This is a genomic window from Streptomyces sp. NPDC002790, assembly GCF_040295505.1.
Lineage (GTDB): Bacteria > Actinomycetota > Actinomycetes > Streptomycetales > Streptomycetaceae > Streptomyces.
Genome location: NZ_JBEOVM010000008.1, coordinates 23966 through 44892, shown reverse-complemented (window position 1 = coordinate 44892; position 20927 = coordinate 23966). Strand labels below are relative to the sequence as shown.

Sequence of the window (20927 nt, the reverse complement as noted above, 5' to 3'; positions counted from 1 at the left end):
AGCCCCTTCAGTGCGAAGCGTGCGACGGGTTGTAGGTGGCGACCTTCACCGGGAAGGAGACCGTGACGGTCCCGGACTTGGCGAAGTGCAGCTGCACCGACACCTTGTCGCCCTCGGCGGGCTTGCGCTTCAGGTTCTCGAACATGAGGTGGTTGCCGCCGCGTTCGAAGTCGAGCTCGCCGTTCGCGGGCACGGCGAAGGACTTCTGTTCCTTCATCACACCGCCCTTGGTGCTGTGCAGGGTGACCTTCTGGGAGATGCCGCTGCTCACGGACGTGAGGGTGTCGGCGGCGCCCTTGTTGTGCACGGTGAAGAACCCGGCCGCCATGTCGCCTGAGGCCGGTTCGGGAATGAACGCGCCCTCGACCTTCACGTCGGGCTTGTCGGCGGCCTCGGAGCCGGATCCGCAGGCGGTCAGGGCGAGCCCCGCCGCGAGCGTGAGGGCGCCGAGGGCGAGGGGCGTGCGCCTCACGGCTTCTCCCCCTTGACGATCTTGGGGAGGTCCTTGGAGTAGTCGTCGACGGTGGCGTCCTCGCCGTACAGCACGTATCCGGCGTCGTTCTTCGGCGAGAAGGCGATGACCTGCGTGCCGTGCATCGACACGACCTTGCCGTTCTTGTCCTTCTGCGTCGGTTCGATGGAGATGCCGAGCGTGCGGGCGCTGCCCTGGATGGTGGCGAAGTCGCCGGTGAGGCCGATGAAGTCCTTGTCCTGCGCCTTGAGCCACTTGCCGAGGACGGACGGGGTGTCGCGGTCCGGGTCGGTGGTGACGAAGACGACCTGGAGCTTGTCCTGCTCGGCCTTGGGCAGCGACTTCTTGGCGACGGCGATGTTGCTCATCGTCAGCGGGCAGACGTCGGGGCAGTGCGTGTAGCCGAAGTAGATCAGCGTCGGCTTGTTCTTGGTCTGCTCGCGCAGGTCGAACTTCTTGCCGTGGGTGTCGGTGAGGACGAGATCCGGCTTCTTGAACGGCTTGTCGAGGACCGTCGCGGCCTTCTTCGCACCGCTGTCCGAGGACACCTCGGCGACGGGCTTGCCGCTGTCGTCGCCGCTGCCGCAGGCGGACAGGGCGAAGGTCGCGACGGTGACGAGCCCGACCGCGGCCAGCAGGCTCTTCCTGTTGAAATTCGTGTTCTTGCGGGGGTTGCGCATAGAAAAATGTCCCAGATGTGAGGTGGCCGGCGGGTGCCGGGGTCGCCCACCGCGACCCCGGCACCCGCCGAGGGTGGCTCAGCTGTTGGTACGCCGACGGCCCGCCATGACGCCGAACGCCACACCGGCGGCGCCGACGACGATGCCGACGATGCCGAGCGTGCGGGCGGTGGTGTCGCTGCCGGAACCGCCGGAGTCCGTGCTCGCGGCGGCGGTCTCCTTCTTGGCGCCGTCGTCGGAGGCGCCCGAGGCACCGTGCCCGTCGTCCGATGCGGCCGAGAGCTCAAGGGCGGGGGCCGGGAACTCCGGCTCCTCCTGGCCCTTCTGCTGCGGCTCGATCCAGCGCACGACCTCCTTGTTGTCGTACGTCTGGAGCGCCTTGAAGACGAGCTGGTCGGTGTCGGTCGGCAGCTGACCGACGGACACCGGGAACTTCTGGAAGTAGCCGGGCTGCACGCCCTTGTCCTTACCGGAACCGGTCGCGGTCCAGGTGACCTTGGAGACGGCCTCGGTGATCTTCTCGCCGTGCATCTCCATCGGCTTGTCGAGCTTCTTCTTGGTGACGTCGGCCTTCCAGCCGGGCACGGGCTCGGGCATAACCGAGGCGAGCGGGTGCTCGGTCGGGAAGTTGACCTCGACCTTGGTGGTCGCGGCGTCGTCGCGCTCGTTGGGAACCTTGAAGTCGACGACGGCGTAGTCGCCCTTGGCGGCCTCGCCCTCCGGCTGCACGCTCACGTGCGCGAAGGCGGGGGCGGACACGAGGACGACGGAGGAGACGGCGGCGGCGCCGACGAGAGCGGCGCGGGACATCTTCTTCATGACAGGGAGAACTCCACGTTCAGCGGGATCCAGCGACAGGTGAGAGGGGCGCGACCGCGAAACACCGCACTACGTATGCGGTGAAAGAGCGGGTACGCGCGCGTGCCCACGGCACGGCTCACCCCCGCAGTACGCGGTGGAGTACGCGTGCCGTTCAGGCAGCGAGAAGGAACGTGTCGGTCGCGGGTGGCCCGCGCCGGCTCACCGAGTGCTGAAGTACCGCTGCCCGCAGGGCCGGTGGTTCGGCGAACCCGGCACGCACGGCGGGCGCCGGGACGGGCGCATCCCGGAACCCGGCCTGGAGGAGGCGTACGAGGCGCAGGACGGCCCGCAGCGAACGGATGGGCGCCACGTCCATGACGGCGTACGCGGAGAGCCGCACGATGCGGCTCAGGGCGAGGTCGCCGTGGCGCAGCAGCCAGCCCGCGCCGGCCGCGGCGAGCAGGTGTCCGAGGAGCATCGGCAGGGACGGCAGCAGCGACATCGCCGAGCCGGCCGTGCCCGCCATGTGGTGTGCGTCGCCGGAGGGCACGCGCGCGTTGTCGAGGATCCGCTCGGCCTGCGCCGGGCTGAGTGTCGACGCGCCCGCCCCGCACATGAGCCGCGCGGCCCGCTCGACCGCTGAAGGTTCGCTCGTCCCGGCCGTCATGGTCATGGTGTGCTGCTGACCGAGGCCGAAGAGGCTGTGCAGCGCGATCTGTCCGGCGCCCAGCGTGGCGGCGATGCCCGGCAGCGACCGCTCGCGTCCCGCCAGGGGCAGGGCCACACAGAAGACGGCGAGGAAGCCGAGCGACAGCGTCCACAGCGGGACGGTGGCCGTCGAACCGAGGACGTGCCCCGCCGCGGACAGCGTGACGCAGACCGCGGCGAACACCGCGGCCCTGAGCAGCCGGAGATCGGCCGCGCTGCGCGCCTGGCGCTCGTGGGGGGCAGTCATGGCGGCCTCATCATCGCACTGGCTTCACACGCTCCATACAGCAGGTCCGCAAGGTCCCAAATCTCCCGTACACGGCCGACCCCCGTATGCGCATCGGCCGTATGGGCGTCATCACGTCAACTGCACGATTGCGCCGGGCCGGTGGCGGCAATACGTATCGGTATGTCGAGTCGCGGCCGGGAGGCGGGAGCATGAGCATCTGGTGGTCCCTCCATCTACGGCGCGATGCCGCGAGCGTGCCGCTCGCCCGGCGCCTCCTCATGGGCACCATGGAGACCGCGGGCGTCGACCCCGATGTCTCCTACGATCTGTCGGTCGCGCTCAGCGAGGCGTGTGCGAACGCCGTGGAGCACGGTGGGGCGGCGACGAGCGAGGCGACGGACGCGTTCCGGGTCACCGCGTACCTGGACGGCGAGATGTGCCGCATCGAAGTGGCCGACACCGGCCCCGGTTTCGCCGCCGCGGGTGGCCACGCGGCGGTGTCCGTCCGCCCGGCGCCCGACTACGCGGAGCACGGCCGCGGCCTGTGCCTGATCCAGGAACTCGCCGACCACGTGCACTTCGTGAACAGACCCGGCAGGGGCGGCGCCGTGGTCAGCTTCGACAAGATCCTCAAGTGGCGGGAGGACGCGCCGCTGATGGCGGTGTGAACGCGAAGAGGCCGCGCCTACGTAGGCGCGGCCTCTCCTTCATGCGAGGTGTCAGCCCTTCAGGCGAGCCATCCACGCCTCGACCTCGTCGGCCTTGCGGGGCAGCCCGGCCGACAGGTTCTTGTTGCCGTCCTCGGTGACGAGGATGTCGTCCTCGATACGGACACCGATGCCGCGGTACTCCTCCGGCACGGTCAGGTCGTCGGCCTGGAAGTACAGACCGGGCTCGACCGTGAGCACCGTGCCGGGCTCCAGCGTGCCGTTCACGTACGACTCGGTCCGCGCGACCGCGCAGTCGTGGACGTCCATGCCGAGCATGTGACCGGTGCCGTGCAGGGTCCAGCGGCGCTGCAGGCCCAGCTCCAGGACGCGCTCGACCGGGCCCTCGACCAGGCCCCACTCGACGAGCTTCGTGGCGAGCACACGCTGTGAGGCGTCGTGGAAGTCCCGGAACTTGCCGCCCGGCTTGACGGCCGCGATACCGGCTTCCTGGGCCTCGTACACGGCGTCGTAGATCTTGCGCTGGAGCTCGCTGTACGTGCCGTTGATCGGCAGCGTACGCGTGACGTCGGCGGTGTAGTACGTGTGCGTCTCCACGCCGGCGTCGAGCAGCAGCAGGTCGCCGGAGCGGACCGCGCCGTCGTTGCGGACCCAGTGCAGCGTGCAGGCGTGCGGGCCCGCGGCGCAGATGGAGCCGTAGCCGATGTCGTTGCCCTCCACGCGCGCGCGAAGGAAGAACGTGCCCTCGATGTAGCGCTCGGAGGTGGCCTCGGCCTTGTCGAGCACCTTCACGACGTCCTCGAAGCCGCGCACGGTCGAATCGACCGCCTTCTGCAGCTCGCCGATTTCAAACGCGTCCTTCACGACGCGCGCCTCGGAGAGGAAGACCTTCAGCTCGTCGTCGCGCTCGGCGGTGACCTTGTCGGTCAGGGCGGCCTCGACGCCGGCGTCGTAGCCGCGCACGACGCGCACCGGGCCGGTGGCCTCGGCCAGCTTGTCGGTCAGCTCGCGCACGTCGGAGGCGGGGATGCCGTAGCGCTTCTCGGCCTCGGTCAGGGAGTGGCGGCGGCCCACCCACAGCTCGCCCTGGCCGTCGAGCCAGAACTCGCCGTTCTCGCGGTTGGAGCGCGGCAGCAGGTAGAGCGTGGCGTCGTGGCCCCCGGCCTTGGGCTCCATGACGAGGACGCCGTCCTCCGTCTGGTTGCCCGTCAGGTACGCGTACTCGACGGAGGCGCGGAAGGCGTACTCCGTGTCGTTCGAGCGGGTCTTGAGGTTGCCCGCGGGCACCACGAGACGCTCGCCCGGGAAACGGGCGGACAGGGCGGCGCGGCGGGCGGCGGTCTCGGTGGCCTGCGGACACGGCTGCAGGTCGTGCAGCTCGGTGTCGGCCCAGCCGGACTTCATGTTCTCGGCGAGCTCGTCGGACACGCCCGGGTAGAGGCCGTTCTTGCGCTGCTTGATGGGCTCCTCGGCCTCGGCGGCCTCCGGCCCCGCCGCGGTAGCGGCATCTTCAACACAGCCCGGGTTGAGCTCCTCCGACACGGTTCCTCCTTGACGCGGCAGGTCCGGTGAAATGCCCTGGATACGGCAGTGGACCCCCTCCATCGTACGAGCGTACGGAAGGGGGTCCAGGGCCGGAGGGCCCGTTACACACAGCGTCCCTGAGGTCACTCGAAGCGGGCCGCGAGCAGGACCACGTCCTCCTCGCTCTCGGCCGTGTCGAGGCCGTCCGGGAGCATCGACCGCAGCACGTGGTCGGCGATCGCCCCGGGGTCGTCACGGACGGCCTTGGGCACGCTGGCGGCAGCCGCGTGCAGCCTGGCGAACGCGCGGTCCATGGGATCGCCGGTGCGGCGCAGAAGGCCGTCCGTGTAGAGCAGCACGGTCTCGCCCGGCGCCGGGGTGATCTCCACGCTCGGCGCCTCCCAGCAGGCGAGCATCCCGAGGGGCGCGGACAGCGTCGTCTCGGCGTACTCGGTGCGCCGTTCGCCGATCACCAGGGGCGGGCTGTGCCCGGCCCCGGCGAGGACGATCTTGCGTTGCGCGGGCTCGCAGTACGCGAACAGGGCGGTCGCGCTGCGCGCCGGCTCGGTCAGGCGCAACAGAAGCTCCAGGTCGGACAGGACCGCCACCGGGTCCTCCCCCTCCATGACCGCGTACGCCCGCAGAGAGGCGCGCAGCCGGCCCATCGCCGCGACCGCGCTCGCGCCGGAGCCGCTGACGGAACCGACCGCGAGCCCGAGCGCCCCCTCGGGCAGCGGCAGCGCGTCGTACCAGTCGCCGCCGCCGCGCGGTCCCGTGCGGTGCCGGGCGGCGAGCTGCACCCCGGCGACCCGGGGCAGGCGCGGTGGCAGCAGCTCGTCGGCGACGGTGCGTGACCACGCGCGTGTGCGCTCCAGTTCCAGGAGGCGGGCGACGTGTTCGGTGGCGTAGCGCGCGTACAGGCCGATGAGGTGGCGCTGGCGCTCGACGGGCTCGGCCGGCTCGTCGTAGAGCCAGACCGCGGCGCCGAGCCGGCCGGCCGCTTCGGTGGCGAGCGGCATCGTGTAACTCGCGGCGTAGCCCAGGCGCGCGGCGACCTCGCGGTGGCGCGGGTCGAGCCCGTCCTCGGCGAGCAGGTCGGCGCGTGCCTCGGGGTCGGCGGACAGCCCGTCGAGGATCCGCCCGTACGAGGTCGCGCCGCGCGGCACGGTCTCGATGTGCCCGAGGTCGGGCCGGGACAGGCCGAGGCCGATGGTGGTGTCGGGGCCGCGCCCGTCGCCCGGTTCCAGGATGACAAGTCCGCGCCGGGCGCCCACCAAGGCGGCTCCGGCGCGCAGCAGTTCGTGCAGTGCGTCCTCGAGTGCGGCCGTGCGGGCCAGCCGTTCCGTGAGTTCGTGCAGCGTCGTGAGATCGGAGACCCAGCCCGCGAGCCGGTCCTGGATCACGGCTCCGGGTGCCACGGCGGAGGGAGTGACCTGCGACACGGGGGGAGCGGGCGCGACGCTGGGGGCGGGAGAGGGAACCTGTCCAGGAGAGGAATCGATTCCAGCCACTTTCGGCAGGCGTGGGGTTGTCATGGCTTCCGGCTTTCCGACCGGTGCATATTGCTCATCAGCATCGCAAACCCCCATGTCATTCTGCGCCGCCGGCAATGCCTCCACATGTACACGGACTCGTTGGGGGATGTCCAGCATTGTCCCGTCGGGATTACCGGTGTCTGCCGTGGTCAAGCGGTATCGGCAGTAAAACGATCTCGGTTCTCATATGTGATCCGACCTTGATCCCAAGCCGATACCGATCGTTCGAAGATGGCCAAAAACCGCCTGGGGGAAGCGCTTATTGCGGTCGACTGGCATTGTTCAGCTGTGGTCGACAGAGCGTCATAGCGGCCGCGATGGGTACGTAGTCGGTGAAGACCAGGGGCAGTTGGGATCCGCCCGGAACCTGGTGACGGAACCGGGCGTCATAACCATCGGCGACCGTGTCCCATCCTCCCGTGGCGGAGGCGGCGAGAAATACGCGGGACGGCAAACGCCAGGCGCCGCCACCCCACGCCAGGCTTTTCAAGCACACAGCAGGCGCTCGGACTATAGGGGTTACCCCTGCTTCAGGCCGGCGGTTCGGGCTGAGGTGCGGCGCTGCAACACGTACACGCAGTGACTGATCGACACATGGTGTGATGTGGCCCATAGCGTTCTCTTCGGTCTACGGAAAGGAACGAGCGCTCATGCGCGAGATCCTCGGAAGGCGACGCAGGCTCCTGTCCAGGCGTGACAACGGGAAGTCTGACCTGCTCAGCGCGGCCCTCACGTTCGCGACAGCGTGGCAGTGGCCGGTCCTGCCGGGCATAGGGCTCGAAGCGGGAGGCCGTCGTGACGGCGTCCGCTGCGCCTGCCCCGACCCGGAGTGCACGGTGCCGGGCGCGCACCCCTTCGACCCGGGGCTGCTCGCGGCGACGACCGATGAGCGCATGGTCCGTTGGTGGTGGACCAACCGTCCCGACGCTCCGATCGTGCTCGCCACTGGTGCCCCTTCCGCGGTCTCAGGGGGGCACGCGCCCTGTGTCGTGAGCCTCCCCGCCGTCGCGGGCGCCCGCGCACTCGCGGCGCTCGACCGCAGGGACGTCCGGCTCGGCCCGGTGATCGCGACGCCGGAGCGGATCGCGATCCTCGTGGCGCCGTACTCGATGGAGCAGCTCGGCGAACTCCTGTACGCGCAGGACTTCGTGCCCGGCTCGCTGCGGTTCCACGGTGAGGGCGGATATCTCGCCCTGCCGCCGTCGATCTCGGGCGCGGGGCAGGTGCGTTGGGAGCGCGCGCCGCTCCCCGGTTCGGCGGCCCCGTGGACGCCGGATGTGGAAGCCGTGGTCGGCACGTTGGTCGACGCCCTCACCCGTACGGGTGTGAGCGCGCCCGAGTTGTAGCGGAATCCGGCGCGCGGCGGGCCGGTGAGCCAGGTGTGCGCCGATATCTTCGGCGCATGCCTGCCGCGCCACGCCTCCCCCAGCTCCCGGACGAGCAGTTCCTGGACGCGACCGAGCGGGAGCGACCGCACGCGCGACTCCGGCTCTTCGGTCTGCTCGCCGTGGTGGTCCTCACAGCGGCGCTGCCGCTGGCGGGCGCGTCCGCGGGGCCGGTGGACGACGGGCCCACGCGGCAGGCGGCCACCGAAGCCCACGCGACCGATGCGGATGCCGCCAAGGCGAACGACAACGGGGACGGCAAGGCGACCGGCAGCGGTGGCGGCACACCGGCTGAGCAGGAGACCGGCAAGCCCTCCCTGCTGACCGGTCTCGGCCTGTCCACCGAGGCCCACTGCGGCCCCCAACTGTCCGCCCCGGACGGCATCGAGGCGCAGACCTGCGTGCTCGTCCAGGGACGCGACACGTGGGCGCGTACCTATTACCGCAACGCGACGGGGGCGGGTCTGACGGCCGTACTGACCCTGATGGCGCCCGGCGGACGCACGGTGCAGCTGCATTGTTCCGTGGGTGCGGAGGACGAGCCGGGGATGTGCGAGACACCACGGGGACGTACGCGGGGAGAGCCGGACGAGTACACGGCGGTGGCGGAGTACGCGAGGGGCGGGGAAGGCCCGCTGCTGCTGCGTTCCGGAAGCAACTCGGCGCCGTCGCACGGGGGTTGAGACCGGCGGGCACCGAGTGCACATGGAAGCGCCCGGTTGCTGGCGACGGGGGATGCACCAGCAACCGGGCTACTTGAACGGTAACAAGAGATCGCCGGTTAGCAAATTCGATCTCTTCTATTCGGACATGGATTTACCTGCAACTACCGGGAGTTGTGACCCGGCTCACCTTGCGGTTCGGTGAAGCGGGTCCATCGGGTGTCCCCGTTCCGATGGGCTGACTGGTCGGTCAGCCCGCCCCATCTGAAGCTGTGACTCAGCTGAGCGTCACCTGTCGATTGGTGAGTCCCCCGCGTGCCCGTCGCTCGTCCGGGGTCAGCGGTGCGTCCGTGGCCAGTGCGTCGGCCAGTCGCTCGGCGAACTCGGCGGCCGGCTTCTCGACGTCCTGTGCCTGCATCGAGCTGGGCAGGTCCCAGACCGGAACGGTCAGGCCGTGCGCCCTGAAGGAGCCCACCAGACGGGTGCCGTCGCCGAGCGACGACGTGCCCGCCGCGTGCAGCCGCGCCAGCGCGTCGAGCAGCTTCTCCTCCGCGTGCGGCATGACCCACCGGAGGTGGTTCTTCTCCGGCGTCTCGCACCAGTAGGCGCTGTCCACGCCGGAGAGCTTCACCGTGGGGATCGCCGCGGCGTTGGCCCGCTCCAGGGAGGCGGCGACCTCACCCGTCGCGTTCTCCGAGTCCGGCACCCAGAATTCGAAACCCGTGTGGACGATGGGCTCGAAACCGCCCTCCGGGGCGAGTACGTCCTGGAGGCGCGGCCCGTCGGCCGGTGCGCGGCGGGTCTGCACCGGGTTGCCCGGCTCCGCGGCCAGCGCGCGCAGCAGCGTGTCGGCCAGGTCGCGGCTGATGTCCCCGGAAGGCGTGTCGTTCTGCAGGCCGAGCAGGACCGAGCCGTCGTCGCGGCGCAGGGCCGGCCAGGCCATGGGCAGCACGGTGGCGAGGGTCACCGAGGGGACGCCCTCGGGGAGGCCGTCCTTCAGGGTCAGCCCGGCCGTCGCGGCGGGCACCAGCTCGCGCAGCGCGACCCAGTCCTCCTCGCCGGGCAGGCCCTCGAAGGGGCGCTGCACCAGCTCGGTCGCGGCGTGCGCGGCCACCCGGCCGTGGCACGCCTTGTAGCGGCGACCGCTGCCGCAGGGGCAGGGTTCGCGGGCGCCGACGACCGGGAAGTCCCCCTCGGCGCCTCCGGCGCGGGCACCATCGGTGACGTGCTGCTTGCCCTTGGTCTGCGGGCGCTTCTTGGCCATCTTGGGTGTCTCCCGGATACGGCTCTCGTACGTACGGCGCGAGCCTAGCCGCTCGTACCGACAAGAGGGGGATGCGCCCAACTGGCCGCGCCCGAGCGGCTTTCAGCCCAGGTCGTCGAAGGCGTCCGGGAAGCCCAGGTCGGCCAGGTCCGCCACGGGCGGCGCGGCCACCCGCGAGGCGAAGTCGTCCCGGCGCTCGACCATGGCCTCCGCGTGGACGTCCTTGTGGACGGTCACCCAGACGGTGACCTCGCCGCGCATGCCGTCGCGTACGCCCCAGTCGTCGGCGAGCGCCGTGATGATGTTGAGCCCGCGGCCGCCGTGTGCCGTGATCGAGGGAGTGGCCGGAATCGGGCGGGTGGGCCCGCCGCCGTCCGTCACCTCGACCGCGAGACAGCCACGGTCGTCGACCCGCCATGCGGCGCGTACGTCACCGTCGCCGGCCAGATCGTCGCCGAGCGGCCGGCCGTGCCGGCACGCATTGCTGAGAAGTTCGGAAAGGATGAGAACCGCATCGTCGATGACCGTTTCCGGTACGCCACTGATGCGCAGCTGATCACGCATACGACGCCTTGCCGCGCCCACGCCCGCAGGGCCATGGGGTACGGCCATGCTCGACGACGCGGGCACCTCCTGTGCCACCACCAACGCCACCCCCGAGACCTCCTTTGCCCCACGCCACGGTGTGAATGCCCCAATGGACTGGACCGGAAACCGGCCATCCCGCTTCCGGTGACGCACTCGTGACGATCGAATACGGTCCGAACGCGCCGGTGCACACCCTGTGACGGCGTTGGGGAAAGGTGGCCGGATTCAGCCCCTGCCGAGTCGGCGCAGCACCGAAGCCGGGCGGTTGGTGATGATCGCGTCGACGTCCAGGCTCGCGCAGAGGTCGACGTCCTCGGGCTCGTCCACCGTCCACACATGGATCTGGTGACCCGCGCGCGCGAGTTTTTCGACGTACGCGGGGTGATTGCGCACGATCCGGATGCTGGGGGCCGCGATGTGCACGCCCTTGGGGAGGCGCCCTTCGCGGTGGCGGGGCGAGACGAACTGCATCAGGTAGACCGTCGGCAGCGTCGGAGAGGCCTCCTGGACACGCGACAGGGAGCGCGCGGAAAAGCTCATCACGCGCACGCGCGAGGGCTCGCCCGCGGCCGGAGCGTCCAGGCCGAACCGCTTGAGCAGGAGCAGCAGCCGCTCCTCCACCTGCCCCGCCCACCGTGTGGGGTGCTTGGTCTCGATCGCCAGCTCCACCCGGCGCCCCGCGTCGGTGACCAACTCCAGAAGACGTTCCAGTGTCAGCACGGAGGTGGCGGAGGTGTCGGACGCGCTGCCCGTCCAGTCGGGGACCTCGTCGTGGCCCTTCCAGGAGCCGAAGTCCAGGGCGGTGAGCTCCGAGAGCTCCAGTGTGGAGACGGCCCCACGGCCGTTCGACGTACGGTTGACGCGACGGTCGTGCACGCATACGAGATGTCCGTCGGCCGTCAGCCGCACATCGCATTCGAGGGCGTCCGCGCCGTCCTCGATGGCCTTCTTGTAGGCGGCCAATGTGTGCTCGGGGGCGTCCTGAGAGGCACCGCGGTGGGCGACGACCTGAATGCGTTGCTGTGGTGCGAGGGTCACCGCGTCATGGTGCCATCGCGCGGCAGGCGACCCGGAAAAGTTCGGCCCAGCGGATGCGTCCGTTTTGCCGGACGTAAAGGATGGCGGGGGACGCACAGGATCGCCTTACGGTGGCCTGACGTCCCGTGGGAAAGGCTGACGACGTACAACAGGACACGTGGCCCATGACAGGGCCATGCCGGGACGGCGACGGCACAAGTGGAAGTCGCCTGCCTTGAGCAGCCAGCCAGGATGGACCGGCGACGACAGCCGTGGATCGAGGAGAGAAAGCTGTGAGCACCGAGAACGAGGGCACTGAGGTTCCCCCGGCCCCGTCCGCACCTCCCGTGCCGGTGGACGCTCCCGCTGCTCCCGCGCCCGCTCCCCAGGGGGCCGGGGCCGACCCTGCGAGCCAGGATCCGAGGCCCGCTGGTCACGGCGGGCCCGGAGCGCCCGCCGCGTCCGCGGCGCCCTTCGGGGGAGCCGCGCCGGGCGCGGCAGGACCGGCCCATGGCGGCGACTGGCCGCCCCCGCCGCCCGCCACGCCCTCCTACGGGTCGGGTGGCGGCGGAGGAGGCTGGGGCGCCTCCTACCAGCCGCCGCCCCCCAAGCCGGGCGGCCGGCGCGGTGGCCTGGTCGCCGGGATCATCGCGGCGGCACTGGTCGCGGGCGCGGTCGGCGGCGGCGTGGGCTACTGGGCGGCCGAGCGGGGTGACGGCTCGGACACCGGCTCGACCACCGTCTCTGCCTCCAACCCGGCCGACCTCAAGCGCGACAAGGGCACTGTCGCGGGCATCGCCGCCAAGGCGCTGCCCAGCACGGTCACCATCGAGGCCGAGGGCAACAACGGCGAGGGCGGCACCGGCACGGGCTTCGTGTACGACAAGCAGGGCCACATCCTCACCAACAACCACGTGGTGGCGGAGGCCGCGGACGGCGGCAAGCTGTCGGCGACGTTCTCGAACGGCAAGAAGTACGACGCCGAAGTGGTCGGCAAGGCGCAGGGCTACGACGTCGCGGTCATCAAGCTCAAGAACGCGCCGGACAACCTGAAGCCGCTCACCCTCGGCAACTCCGACAAGGTCGCTGTCGGCGATTCGACCATCGCGATCGGCGCGCCCTTCGGCCTGTCGAACACGGTGACCACGGGCATCGTCTCCGCCAAGGACCGCCCGGTGGCCTCCAGCGACGGCTCCGGCACCAGCAAGGCCTCGTACATGAGCGCCCTGCAGACCGACGCGTCGATCAACCCGGGCAACTCCGGCGGCCCCCTGCTCGATGGCAACGGCAACGTGATCGGCATCAACTCCGCCATCCAGTCCGCCTCCAGCGGCGGCATGGGCGGCGGTTCGGGCCAGTCCGGCTCGATCGGTCTCGGCTTCGCCATCCCGATCAACCAGGCCAACATGGTCGCCCAGCAGCTCATCAAGACCGGGCAGCCGGTCTACCCGGTGATCGGGGCCTCCGTCTCCCTGGAGGAGGGCACCGGCGGCGCGAAGATCACCCAGCAGGGCGCGGGTGGCTCCGCGGCCGTCACGTCGAACGGCCCGGCGGACAAGGCGGGTCTCAAGCCCGGCGACGTCATCACGAAGCTCGACGACCAGCCCATCGACTCGGGACCGACCCTGATCGGCCAGATCTGGCAGCACAAGCCGGGCGACTCCGTGAAGCTCACCTACACGCGCGATGGCAAAGAGCACACGGCCGACGTGACCCTGGGCGAGCGCAAGGGCGACAGCTGACCGGGCCCGCGAACCGACCCGCTACGCTTGTCCCGCGCCTCGACGGTTTTCAAGACCGTCGAAGCGCGGGGTGGGTTGCCCGAGCGGCCTAAGGGAACGGTCTTGAAAACCGTCGAGGCGAGAGCCTCCGTGGGTTCAAATCCCACACCCACCGCGCAGTTGAGCGAGCCCCCGACCCGGGATCAGGGTCGGGGGCTCGCTCGCGTTCGGTAGGGCTCTCGTCCTTGGTTGGCCGACCCTTTCGGCAGGCCCTAGGGATCCGCCGTGAGGCGTTCTGCCGAGGCGATCGTGGAGCGGGCCTCGCGTTCCGTCAGGCCGGTGCGCACCGCCGCGTCGGTCAGGGCGTCGGAGAGGGTGTCGCCGACGCCGTTCTCGTACGCGCGGCAGGCCGCCCAGAAGAGGCGGGTGTTGCGCTGGCCCTCGTGGGCGCTGAGAACGAACTGGACGAGGCCCAGACCGTGTTGACCGGGACGCCCCGTCATGGGGTGGTGCGCGCGCGGCGGGGGCGTGAGCAGGCGCAGAAGCGCCGGTGGGCAGGGTGCGGGCGGCAGGTGGCCGGTGCCCGGGACCGTGCCGTAGACGCCGTGCTCGGTGCGGGAGCCGGGCCCCACGAGGTAGCCGCCGGCGCCCCGGATGTCGATGCCGGGGGCGAGGCGGCTCGCGGAATTGGGCACCACGGTGTCCGGCGGCCCGGAGAGCCACAGGTGCCGGCCGCCGCTCGGTGTGGCCACGACCACCGTGTCGGGGATCGTGAACAGATGCCGTAAGGCCAGCTCACGCAGGGAAGCGGAGGCATCTGTACCGGACTTGGTGTCCAGGTCGACGCCGATGAGGTGGTGCGGGGCCAGGCCGCAGGCGATGCCGTAGCCGGTCGCCCTGGGGGCGGCCGCGAAGAGCGCGCGGATGCGGCGGGGATCGGTCGAGGCGTCGTACACGCCGTGCCCCGGAAGGCCGCATTCGCCGTGGCAGCGCGGGGCCGAGGGCGGGTCGCTGCGGTGCGGCGAGGGCAGCGCCGGGAGCTTGGTCCTGGCCAGGGGGATGACGGCGAGCCCGCGTTCGGCGGCGGACAGGGCGTGCGCGAGGGCCAGGGTCGCGAGAGACGGGTGTGGTGGGCAGTGGGGCGGGTGCCGGTCCGTGGTGGCCATGCCCTCATTTTCGTACACACGTTCGAAGAAGGGAAGTGGGGGCGGTCATCCGAGGGAAGCATTTACCAAAAATGTGCTGAAACGCTTCGCCGGTAGGGCCGCCTGGGCCGGACTGGTCCCGAGGTGGCACGCTCCGGCCTGAGCTGGGGTTTTCCGGGTGTGAAGGGGGTTTATCGACATGTCCTCACGCTTGCGAGCGAATAGCGGCTTCCGGGGTGGTTCGCCGGGGTTCCGGTGGGCAATTCTGATCTCGCGACGTCGTGAACATCGCCGAGGCGGTCGGCCAACTGCCTTGGTACATCCCGTACTTAACGGGTGGCCGGACCCTGTCCGAGCGCCCGGAGCGTACTTCCTGTCCTGGAGGAAAAGATCATGGCTTCCATCCGTACCGCCCGCGTCATCGCCGCCGTCGCAGCTCTGCCCCTTGCGGCAGCACTCTTCTCCGGAGTGGCGATGGCAGACAACGGCTCCTTCGCGGACAGCGGATCGAACGCGGGGGTGGCGACGGTCAGCGGCAGCGGTGTCGGCGACGACAACTTCGGCAACTCGTCCACCACGCAGCAGCAGGCCGTCGGCAACGGCGCCTCGAACCAGAACAACGAGGCTCAGGTGAACGGATCCGGGTTCACGGCGATCGACCAGTCGAACGTCAACGTGAACTTCACCGAGCTCTGGTGATCCGCCGGCTCCTGCGCGGCGGGGGTCATTCGTGGGGTGCGTGACAGTCTGCGCGGCGGTGCTTCGGCGCCGCCGCGCAGGCGTGTGTGCCGAAGTGGCGGCGTGTTGATCTCTTGACACCCATCGGTATCTGACGGACAGTCAGAAACCCTTGTCGGTACGAGGCCAGTCCTGGAGGGCAGCCGCCGTGCACCTCGCCCCCACCGAGCGCCAGCGCGAGCTGCGCGCCCAACTGCGAAAGAGATTCCGTACGTTGATGCCGGACGGCCCACCGGCGGCCGACGACCCTGTTGGCCAGCGCCGACTGCTGCGCCGCATCGGTGACGAGGGCCTCCTGGGCCTCGGCTGGCCCGTGGAGTACGGCGGGCAGGGGCGCGGCGCGGACGAGCAGTTCGTGTTCTTCGACGAGGCGTACCGGGCCGGCGCGCCGGTCTCCATGGTCACGCTCAACACGGTGGGCCCGACGCTCATGAAGTACGGGACCGAGGAGCAGAAGGCCTACTTCCTGCCCCGGATCCTCAAGGGCGACCTGGTCTTCGCGATCGGCTACAGCGAACCGTCGGCGGGCACGGACCTCGCGTCCCTGCGCACGCGCGCGGTGCGCGACGAAGCGAGTGGCGACTGGGCGATCGACGGGCAGAAGGTGTTCACGTCGAACGCGCAGAACGCCGACTGGATCTGGCTCGCCTGCCGGACCGATCCCGAGGCGCCCAAGCACAAGGGGATCTCGATCATCCTCGTGCCGACCGACGCACCCGGCTTCTCGTGGACCCCGATCGACACCGTCGGCGGACTGACCACGACGGCCACGTATTACGACGGGATCCGGGTCCCCGGTTCGAATCTCGTCGGCGAGGAGAACGCGGGCTGGGGACTGATCACGAACCAGCTCAATCACGAGCGGGTCGCCCTCGCCGCGATCGGGATGCAGGCCGAGGACTTCTACGAGCGGGTGGCCGAGGCCGCCCGGATCCCCGATCCGGTGACCGGCGAGCGCCGTGTTGACGCGCCCTGGATCCGATCTCAACTGGCCGAAGCGCATGCCCGGCTGGCGGCAACGCGCCTGCTCAACTGGCGTTTGGTGGGGGATGTCGGGGCGGGTCGACTGGCCCCCGGAGACGCCAGCGGCGTGAAGTTCGCGGGAACGGAATCGGCGGTCGAGACGTATCGAATATGTCAGCAGATCGCGGGCGACGCCGGGTGGGTGCGGACCGGTTCGCCCGGAGCGTTCGGTGATACGGGGGGCGGTGAAGCGGGCGTGGGTGACGGTGGGTTGGAGCGGATGAACCGCGCGGCGCAGATCAACACCTTCGGTGGCGGGGTGAGTGAGGTGCAGCGCGAGATCGTGGCGACGATGCGGCTCGGTATGCGGAGGGGGAAGCGGTGAGCGCGGGAGTTGCGGGGCAGGAGTTCATGGAGCACGAGCCCTTGGCGTACGAGAAGCTGAAGACCTTCGAGGGGCGGGCGGCGGCGACCGAGGCCGAGGGCCTGGACCCGGTGAACGCGCCGATGATCCGGCACTGGTGCGAGGCCATGGGCGACACGAACCCCGCCTACAAGGGGCCGGAAGCGATCGCGCCGCCGACCATGCTGCAGGCCTGGACGATGGCGGGTCTGACCAGCTACGAGGGGCGCTCGCCGGCCCACGACGAGCTGTTCGCGTTGCTCGACGGCGCGGGGTACACGTCGGTCGTCGCTACCGACTGCGAGCAGGAGTATCTGCGGCCGCTGCGGCCCGGAGACGCGATCACGTACGACTCGGTGATCGAGTCGGTCTCGCCGCTGAAGACGACGAAGCTGGGCACGGGGCACTTCATTACGACGCGGATGAACGTCCGGGTGGGCAAGGAGCTCGCCGGGACGCACCGGTTCCGCATCCTGAAGTACACGCCCGCCAAGCGGAGTTCGGGCGACGGGGCCGCGAAGAAGGACAGGCCCCGGCGGCCGAGGCCCGTCGTCAACCGGGACAACGCGGGCTTCTGGGAGGGCGTCGCCGGCCACCGGCTGCTCATTCAGCGGTGCCGCGCGTGCGGGACGCTGCGGTTCCCCTGGCTGCCGGGGTGCAACACGTGCGGCGGGCAGGAGTGGGACACCGTCGAGGCGAGCGGCGAGGGCACCGTCTACAGCTACGTGGTCATGCACCACCCACCCTTCCCCGCCTTCGACCCGCCCTACGCGGTCGGGCTCATCGAGCTGGCGGAGGGCGTGCGCATGGTGAGCAATGTCGTGGGGGTGCCGAGCGAGAAGGTGCGGATCGGGATGCCCGTACGGCTCGAATTCCTCGCTGCGGACGACGAGTTGGAGCTGCCCGTCTTCCGGGTCGTCGACGCCGGCCAGGGCGGGGAGGTCTGACATGGACTTCACCCCTACTCCGGAGCAGGAGGCGGCGCGGGACCTCGCCGCGCGGATCTTCGGGGATCTGTCCACACCGGAGCGGCTCGCGGGCCTCGGCGGCAGTACGGACGGCGAGCTCTGGAAGGAGCTGGGAGCGGCGGGCCTCGTGGGCGCGGTGGAGGAGACCGGGCTGCTCGGGCTCGTCCTGATGCTGGAGGAGCAGGGCAGGACGACGGCGCAGGTGCCGTTCGCCGGGAGCTGTGTGTACGGCCTGCTGGCGGTGGCGGCGCACGGTACGGACGATCAGCGGGAGCGGCTGCTGCCGGGTCTGCGGGACGGTTCGGCCGTGGCTGCGGGGGCGTTTCCCGCGCGCGGTGGGATCGTGGTGGACGCCCTGCCGGAGGGGCGGGCGCGGCTGAGCGGGGTCGTGCCGTGGGTGCCGTGGCTGCGGGACGCGACGCACGTACTGGTGGCGGTGCGGGGCGAAAGAGAAAAAGATGTCCACAGCCTGTGGACGGTCCGGGCGGAGGAGGCCGGGCGCGAGCCGGTCGAGCTGACCGCGCCCTGGTCCGCAGGGCGGCTCGTGCTCGACGGCGCGCAGGCCGAGCGGATCGGCGGACCAGGGGCCTACGGGGACGTGCTCGCGGCCGCGCGGACCGCCTTCGCCGGGCTGCAGGCCGGGGTCTGTGCGGGATCGCTGGCCCGAGCCGTGGACTACACGAACGAGCGGGAGCAGTTCGGCAGGCCGCTCGCCGCCAAGCAGGGCGTCCAACTCCGCGCAGCGGAGGCGTACATGGACACCGAGGCGATTCGGGTCACCGCGTACGAGGCGGCCTGGCGGCGCGACGCCGGGCTCGACCACGAGAGCCACGCGCTGACCGCGGCCTGGTGGGCTTCGGAGGCCGGCAAGCGGGTCGTGCACACGGGCCAGCATCTGCACGGCGGCATGGGCGCCGACCTGGACCACCCGGTGCACCGGCACTTCCTGTGGGGCCGGCAGCTGGACGGATATCTGGGGTGCGGCGCCGAACTCCTGGAGGAGCTGGGCGAAGTGATCGCGTCGGGAGCGGGCGCGGCCGACGGAGGGGAGGCCGCATGAAGGCCGGAGAAGAGCTCGGGATGAAAGCCGGGGACGAGCTGGAGCCCTTGACGATCCCGATCACCCGGACGCTGATCGTCTCCGGGGCGATCGCGTCCCGTGACTACCAGGACGTGCACCACGACGCGGAGTTGGCGCACCAGAAGGGTTCCCCCGACATCTTCATGAACATCCTCACGACGAACGGCCTGGTGGGGCGCTACATCACCGACCGCTTCGGCCCCGACGCCGTCCTACGTAAGGTCGCGATACGGCTCGGGGCGCCCAACTACCCGGGCGACACGATGGTGTTGAGCGGCACGATCACCGAGGTGGCGGGTGACACGGCGCAGGTGAAGATCGTCGGCAGGAACGGGATCGGCAGTCACGTCACCGGCACCGTCACGGTCGTCGTACCCGAGGGGAGCGCGACATGAGTGTGCACGGCAAGGATCGGCTCGGCGGGAAGGCCGCGATCGTCGGCATCGGTGCCACGGAGTTCTCCAAGGACTCCGGCCGCAGCGAACTGAAGCTCGCGGTGGAGGCGGTGCACGCGGCGCTCGACGACGCTGGCCTGTCCCCGTCCGATGTCGACGGCCTGGTCACCTTCACCATGGACACCAGCCCGGAGATCACCGTGGCGCAGGCCGCGGGCATGGGAGAGCTCTCCTTCTTCTCGCGGGTGCACTACGGAGGCGGCGCGGCCTGCGGCACCGTGCAGCAGGCGGCCCTCGCGGTGGCGAGCGGCGTGGCCGACGTGGTGGTCTGCTACCGGGCGTTCAACGAGCGCTCGGGTAGGCGCTTCGGCTCGGGCGTGCAGCACAGGGAGCCTTCGGCGGAGGGCGCGGCGCTCGGCTGGAACCTGCCGTTCGGGCTGCTCACCCCCGCGTCCTGGGTGGCGATGGCGGCGCAGCGCTATCTGCACACGTACGGGCTGACGCCCGAGGCGTTCGGCCATGTCGCGGTCACGGACCGCAAGTACGCGGCGACGAACCCGGCGGCGTACTTCTACGAGAAGCCGATCACGCTCGCCGACCACGCGGCGTCGCGCTGGATCGTCGACCCGCTGCGGCTGCTCGACTGCTGTCAGGAGACGGACGGCGGGCAGGCGATCGTCGTCACCAGCGCGGAGCGGGCCCGCGATCTGCCGAACCCGCCCGCGGTGATCCGGGCGGCGGCGCAGGGCGCGGGCCGCGCGCAGGAGCAGATGACGAGCTTCTACCGGGACGAGCTGACGGGCCTGCCCGAGATGAGCGTCGTGGCGCGGCAGTTGTGGCGTACCGCCGGGATCGGCCCCGACGACATCGACGTGGGGATCCTCTACGACCACTTCACTCCGTTCGTGCTCATGCAGCTGGAGGAGTTCGGTTTCTGCCCGCCGGGCGAGGCGGCCGGCTTCGTGGCGGAGGAGCGGCTGCCGCTCAACACTCATGGGGGGCAGCTGGGCGAGGCGTATCTGCACGGGATGAACGGGATAGCGGAAGGCGTGCGGCAGGTGCGCGGCACGGCCGTGAACCAGATACCCGGCGCGGCCACCGCTCTGGTCACGGCCGGCACCGGGGTCCCCACCTCGGGTCTGATCCTGGGGTCGGACGGCTGAAGCGGGTGAGCGGACCCGTACGCTGGGGAGGCGCCGGGGTCGTCCGCGTGCCCTCCGCGTGCCCTCCGCGTACAGGGGAGTCAGGGCCGTCCCCCAGGGGACATCGCCTCCGACTCCACCTTCAGGAGGTGGGGCCAGCACCCCTCGTACAACCTGAGGCGGACGCCGTTTCGGGACCTCCGGCCGATCCCCGGAAGTAGGGGGCGCTCATAGCGTGGAGCCATGACCGCAACCCTGGTGCCTGTCCGCTCCAGCGCTTCCGAGACCGCTCCGCGCACCCACGCGGGGCCGCGCCCGGCAACCACCGCGTACTCGGCGTATCCGTCGTTCGCGTCGTACGTCAGGGCGCGCCAGCCGGTGCTGCTTCGCACCGCCCGGTCGTTGACGTCGAACCCGTGCGACGCCGAGGACCTGCTGCAGACCGCGCTCGCGAAGACGTACGTCGCGTGGGACCGGATCGAGGACCATCGGGCGCTCGACGGCTATGTGCGCAGGGCCCTGCTGAACACCCGGACCTCGCAGTGGCGCAAGCGCAAGGTGGACGAGTTCGTCTGCGACGAGCTGCCGGAGCACCGGGAGGCGCCGACCGGGGACCCCGCCGAGCAGCAGGCGCTGCACGACGCGATGTGGCGCGCCATCACGAAACTGCCCGCGCGGCAGCGGGCGATGGTCGTCCTGCGCTACTACGAGGACCTGAGCGAGGCCCAGACGGCCCAGGTGCTCGGTGTCTCCATCGGCACCGTGAAGAGCGCGGTGTCGCGCGCGCTCGGCAAGCTCCGCGAGGACCCGGAACTGCGGCACACGGCGTGACCAGCGG

Annotated in this window: 21 protein-coding genes and 1 tRNA gene; 12 read left to right on the top strand and 10 right to left on the bottom strand. The window is 70.7% G+C overall.

Annotation, left to right across the window (positions count from 1 at the left end; genetic code table 11):
- Positions 1-7 precede the first annotated feature (7 nt).
- From ABT004_RS07035 to ABT004_RS07020, 4 genes are all read right to left on the bottom strand, one after another.
- A complete protein-coding gene (locus ABT004_RS07035; RefSeq protein ID WP_351332091.1) occupies positions 8-472 on the bottom strand; it encodes a copper chaperone PCu(A)C in 465 nt (154 codons plus the stop codon).
- Complete coding sequence (locus tag ABT004_RS07030) at positions 469-1152, bottom strand: SCO family protein (RefSeq protein ID WP_351332088.1); 684 nt, start codon at positions 1150-1152, stop codon at positions 469-471. Before ABT004_RS07030 ends, ABT004_RS07035 begins: the two co-directional genes overlap by 4 nt.
- Before the next feature lie 78 nt (positions 1153-1230).
- Positions 1231-1971 (bottom strand): YcnI family copper-binding membrane protein, encoded by a 741-nt coding sequence (locus ABT004_RS07025; RefSeq protein ID WP_351332086.1) that lies wholly within the window; start codon positions 1969-1971, stop codon positions 1231-1233.
- Between the two features lie 154 nt (positions 1972-2125).
- On the bottom strand, positions 2126-2908 hold the full coding sequence (locus ABT004_RS07020) for a hypothetical protein (RefSeq protein WP_351332084.1): 783 nt from the start codon (positions 2906-2908) through the stop codon (positions 2126-2128).
- A 191-nt stretch (positions 2909-3099) separates the two neighbouring features.
- Between ABT004_RS07020 and ABT004_RS07015 the strand changes: the two genes are divergently transcribed.
- Entirely contained in the window at positions 3100-3558 is a 459-nt protein-coding gene (locus ABT004_RS07015) for an ATP-binding protein (protein ID WP_351332081.1), read from the top strand.
- A gap of 51 nt (positions 3559-3609) precedes the next feature.
- Here ABT004_RS07015 and ABT004_RS07010 read toward each other — a convergent pair whose 3' ends face one another.
- Entirely contained in the window at positions 3610-5100 is a 1491-nt protein-coding gene (locus ABT004_RS07010) for an aminopeptidase P family protein (RefSeq protein WP_351332078.1), read from the bottom strand.
- Between the two features lie 125 nt (positions 5101-5225).
- Positions 5226-6734 carry a PP2C family protein-serine/threonine phosphatase gene (locus tag ABT004_RS07005; RefSeq protein WP_351332075.1) on the bottom strand — a complete coding sequence of 503 codons (1509 nt, stop codon included), beginning with the start codon at positions 6732-6734 and terminating at the stop codon, positions 5226-5228.
- Between the two features lie 533 nt (positions 6735-7267).
- Here ABT004_RS07005 and ABT004_RS07000 point away from each other — a divergent pair.
- Both ABT004_RS07000 and ABT004_RS06995 read left to right on the top strand, forming a co-directional pair.
- Positions 7268-7963, top strand: coding sequence for a bifunctional DNA primase/polymerase (locus tag ABT004_RS07000; protein WP_351332072.1), 696 nt, complete (start codon positions 7268-7270; stop codon positions 7961-7963).
- Between the two features lie 56 nt (positions 7964-8019).
- A complete protein-coding gene (locus ABT004_RS06995; protein WP_351332069.1) occupies positions 8020-8685 on the top strand; it encodes a hypothetical protein in 666 nt (221 codons plus the stop codon).
- 256 nt (positions 8686-8941) lie between these two features.
- Here the strand turns inward: ABT004_RS06995 and ABT004_RS06990 are convergent, their stop codons facing one another.
- From ABT004_RS06990 to ABT004_RS06980, 3 genes are all read right to left on the bottom strand, one after another.
- Positions 8942-9928, bottom strand: coding sequence for a DUF5926 family protein (locus ABT004_RS06990; protein ID WP_351332067.1), 987 nt, complete (start codon positions 9926-9928; stop codon positions 8942-8944).
- A 102-nt stretch (positions 9929-10030) separates the two neighbouring features.
- Positions 10031-10669, bottom strand: a complete 639-nt coding sequence (locus ABT004_RS06985; RefSeq protein ID WP_351332065.1) for an ATP-binding protein — start codon at positions 10667-10669, stop codon at positions 10031-10033.
- A 72-nt stretch (positions 10670-10741) separates the two neighbouring features.
- Positions 10742-11554, bottom strand: coding sequence for a glycerophosphodiester phosphodiesterase (locus tag ABT004_RS06980; protein WP_351332064.1), 813 nt, complete (start codon positions 11552-11554; stop codon positions 10742-10744).
- 272 nt (positions 11555-11826) lie between these two features.
- Between ABT004_RS06980 and ABT004_RS06975 the strand changes: the two genes are divergently transcribed.
- Together ABT004_RS06975 and ABT004_RS06970 are read left to right on the top strand one after the other, a co-directional pair.
- Positions 11827-13275, top strand: coding sequence for a S1C family serine protease (locus ABT004_RS06975; RefSeq protein ID WP_351332061.1), 1449 nt, complete (start codon positions 11827-11829; stop codon positions 13273-13275).
- 69 nt (positions 13276-13344) lie between these two features.
- A tRNA-Ser gene (locus ABT004_RS06970) sits at positions 13345-13429 on the top strand.
- Between the two features lie 97 nt (positions 13430-13526).
- On the opposite strand, the gene ABT004_RS06965 is transcribed toward ABT004_RS06970, so the two are convergent.
- The gene (locus ABT004_RS06965; RefSeq protein WP_351332059.1) at positions 13527-14420 is read right to left on the bottom strand and encodes a bifunctional DNA primase/polymerase; all 894 of its coding nucleotides are present in this window, start codon (positions 14418-14420) and stop codon (positions 13527-13529) included.
- Positions 14421-14792: 372 nt separating this feature from the next.
- Between ABT004_RS06965 and ABT004_RS06960 the strand changes: the two genes are divergently transcribed.
- The 7 genes from ABT004_RS06960 (at position 14793) to ABT004_RS06930 (ending at position 20920) form a co-directional block, all read left to right on the top strand.
- Positions 14793-15098, top strand: a complete 306-nt coding sequence (locus ABT004_RS06960) for a hypothetical protein (RefSeq protein WP_351332056.1) — start codon at positions 14793-14795, stop codon at positions 15096-15098.
- Positions 15099-15285: 187 nt separating this feature from the next.
- Positions 15286-16485, top strand: a complete 1200-nt coding sequence (locus ABT004_RS06955) for an acyl-CoA dehydrogenase family protein (protein WP_351332053.1) — start codon at positions 15286-15288, stop codon at positions 16483-16485.
- Positions 16486-16511: 26 nt separating this feature from the next.
- Complete coding sequence (locus ABT004_RS06950; RefSeq protein WP_351332280.1) at positions 16512-17450, top strand: bifunctional MaoC family dehydratase N-terminal/OB-fold nucleic acid binding domain-containing protein; 939 nt, start codon at positions 16512-16514, stop codon at positions 17448-17450.
- Position 17451: 1 nt separating this feature from the next.
- Positions 17452-18531 carry an acyl-CoA dehydrogenase family protein gene (locus tag ABT004_RS06945; protein WP_351332050.1) on the top strand — a complete coding sequence of 360 codons (1080 nt, stop codon included), beginning with the start codon at positions 17452-17454 and terminating at the stop codon, positions 18529-18531.
- Positions 18532-18551: 20 nt separating this feature from the next.
- Positions 18552-18947, top strand: a complete 396-nt coding sequence (locus ABT004_RS06940; protein ID WP_351332277.1) for a MaoC family dehydratase — start codon at positions 18552-18554, stop codon at positions 18945-18947.
- Positions 18944-20110: a lipid-transfer protein gene (locus ABT004_RS06935; protein ID WP_351332048.1), complete on the top strand. Its 1167-nt coding sequence runs from the start codon at positions 18944-18946 to the stop codon at positions 20108-20110. Before ABT004_RS06940 ends, ABT004_RS06935 begins: the two co-directional genes overlap by 4 nt.
- 222 nt (positions 20111-20332) lie before the next feature.
- Positions 20333-20920 carry a SigE family RNA polymerase sigma factor gene (locus ABT004_RS06930; RefSeq protein ID WP_351332045.1) on the top strand — a complete coding sequence of 196 codons (588 nt, stop codon included), beginning with the start codon at positions 20333-20335 and terminating at the stop codon, positions 20918-20920.
- The last annotated feature ends 7 nt before the right edge of the window (positions 20921-20927 follow it).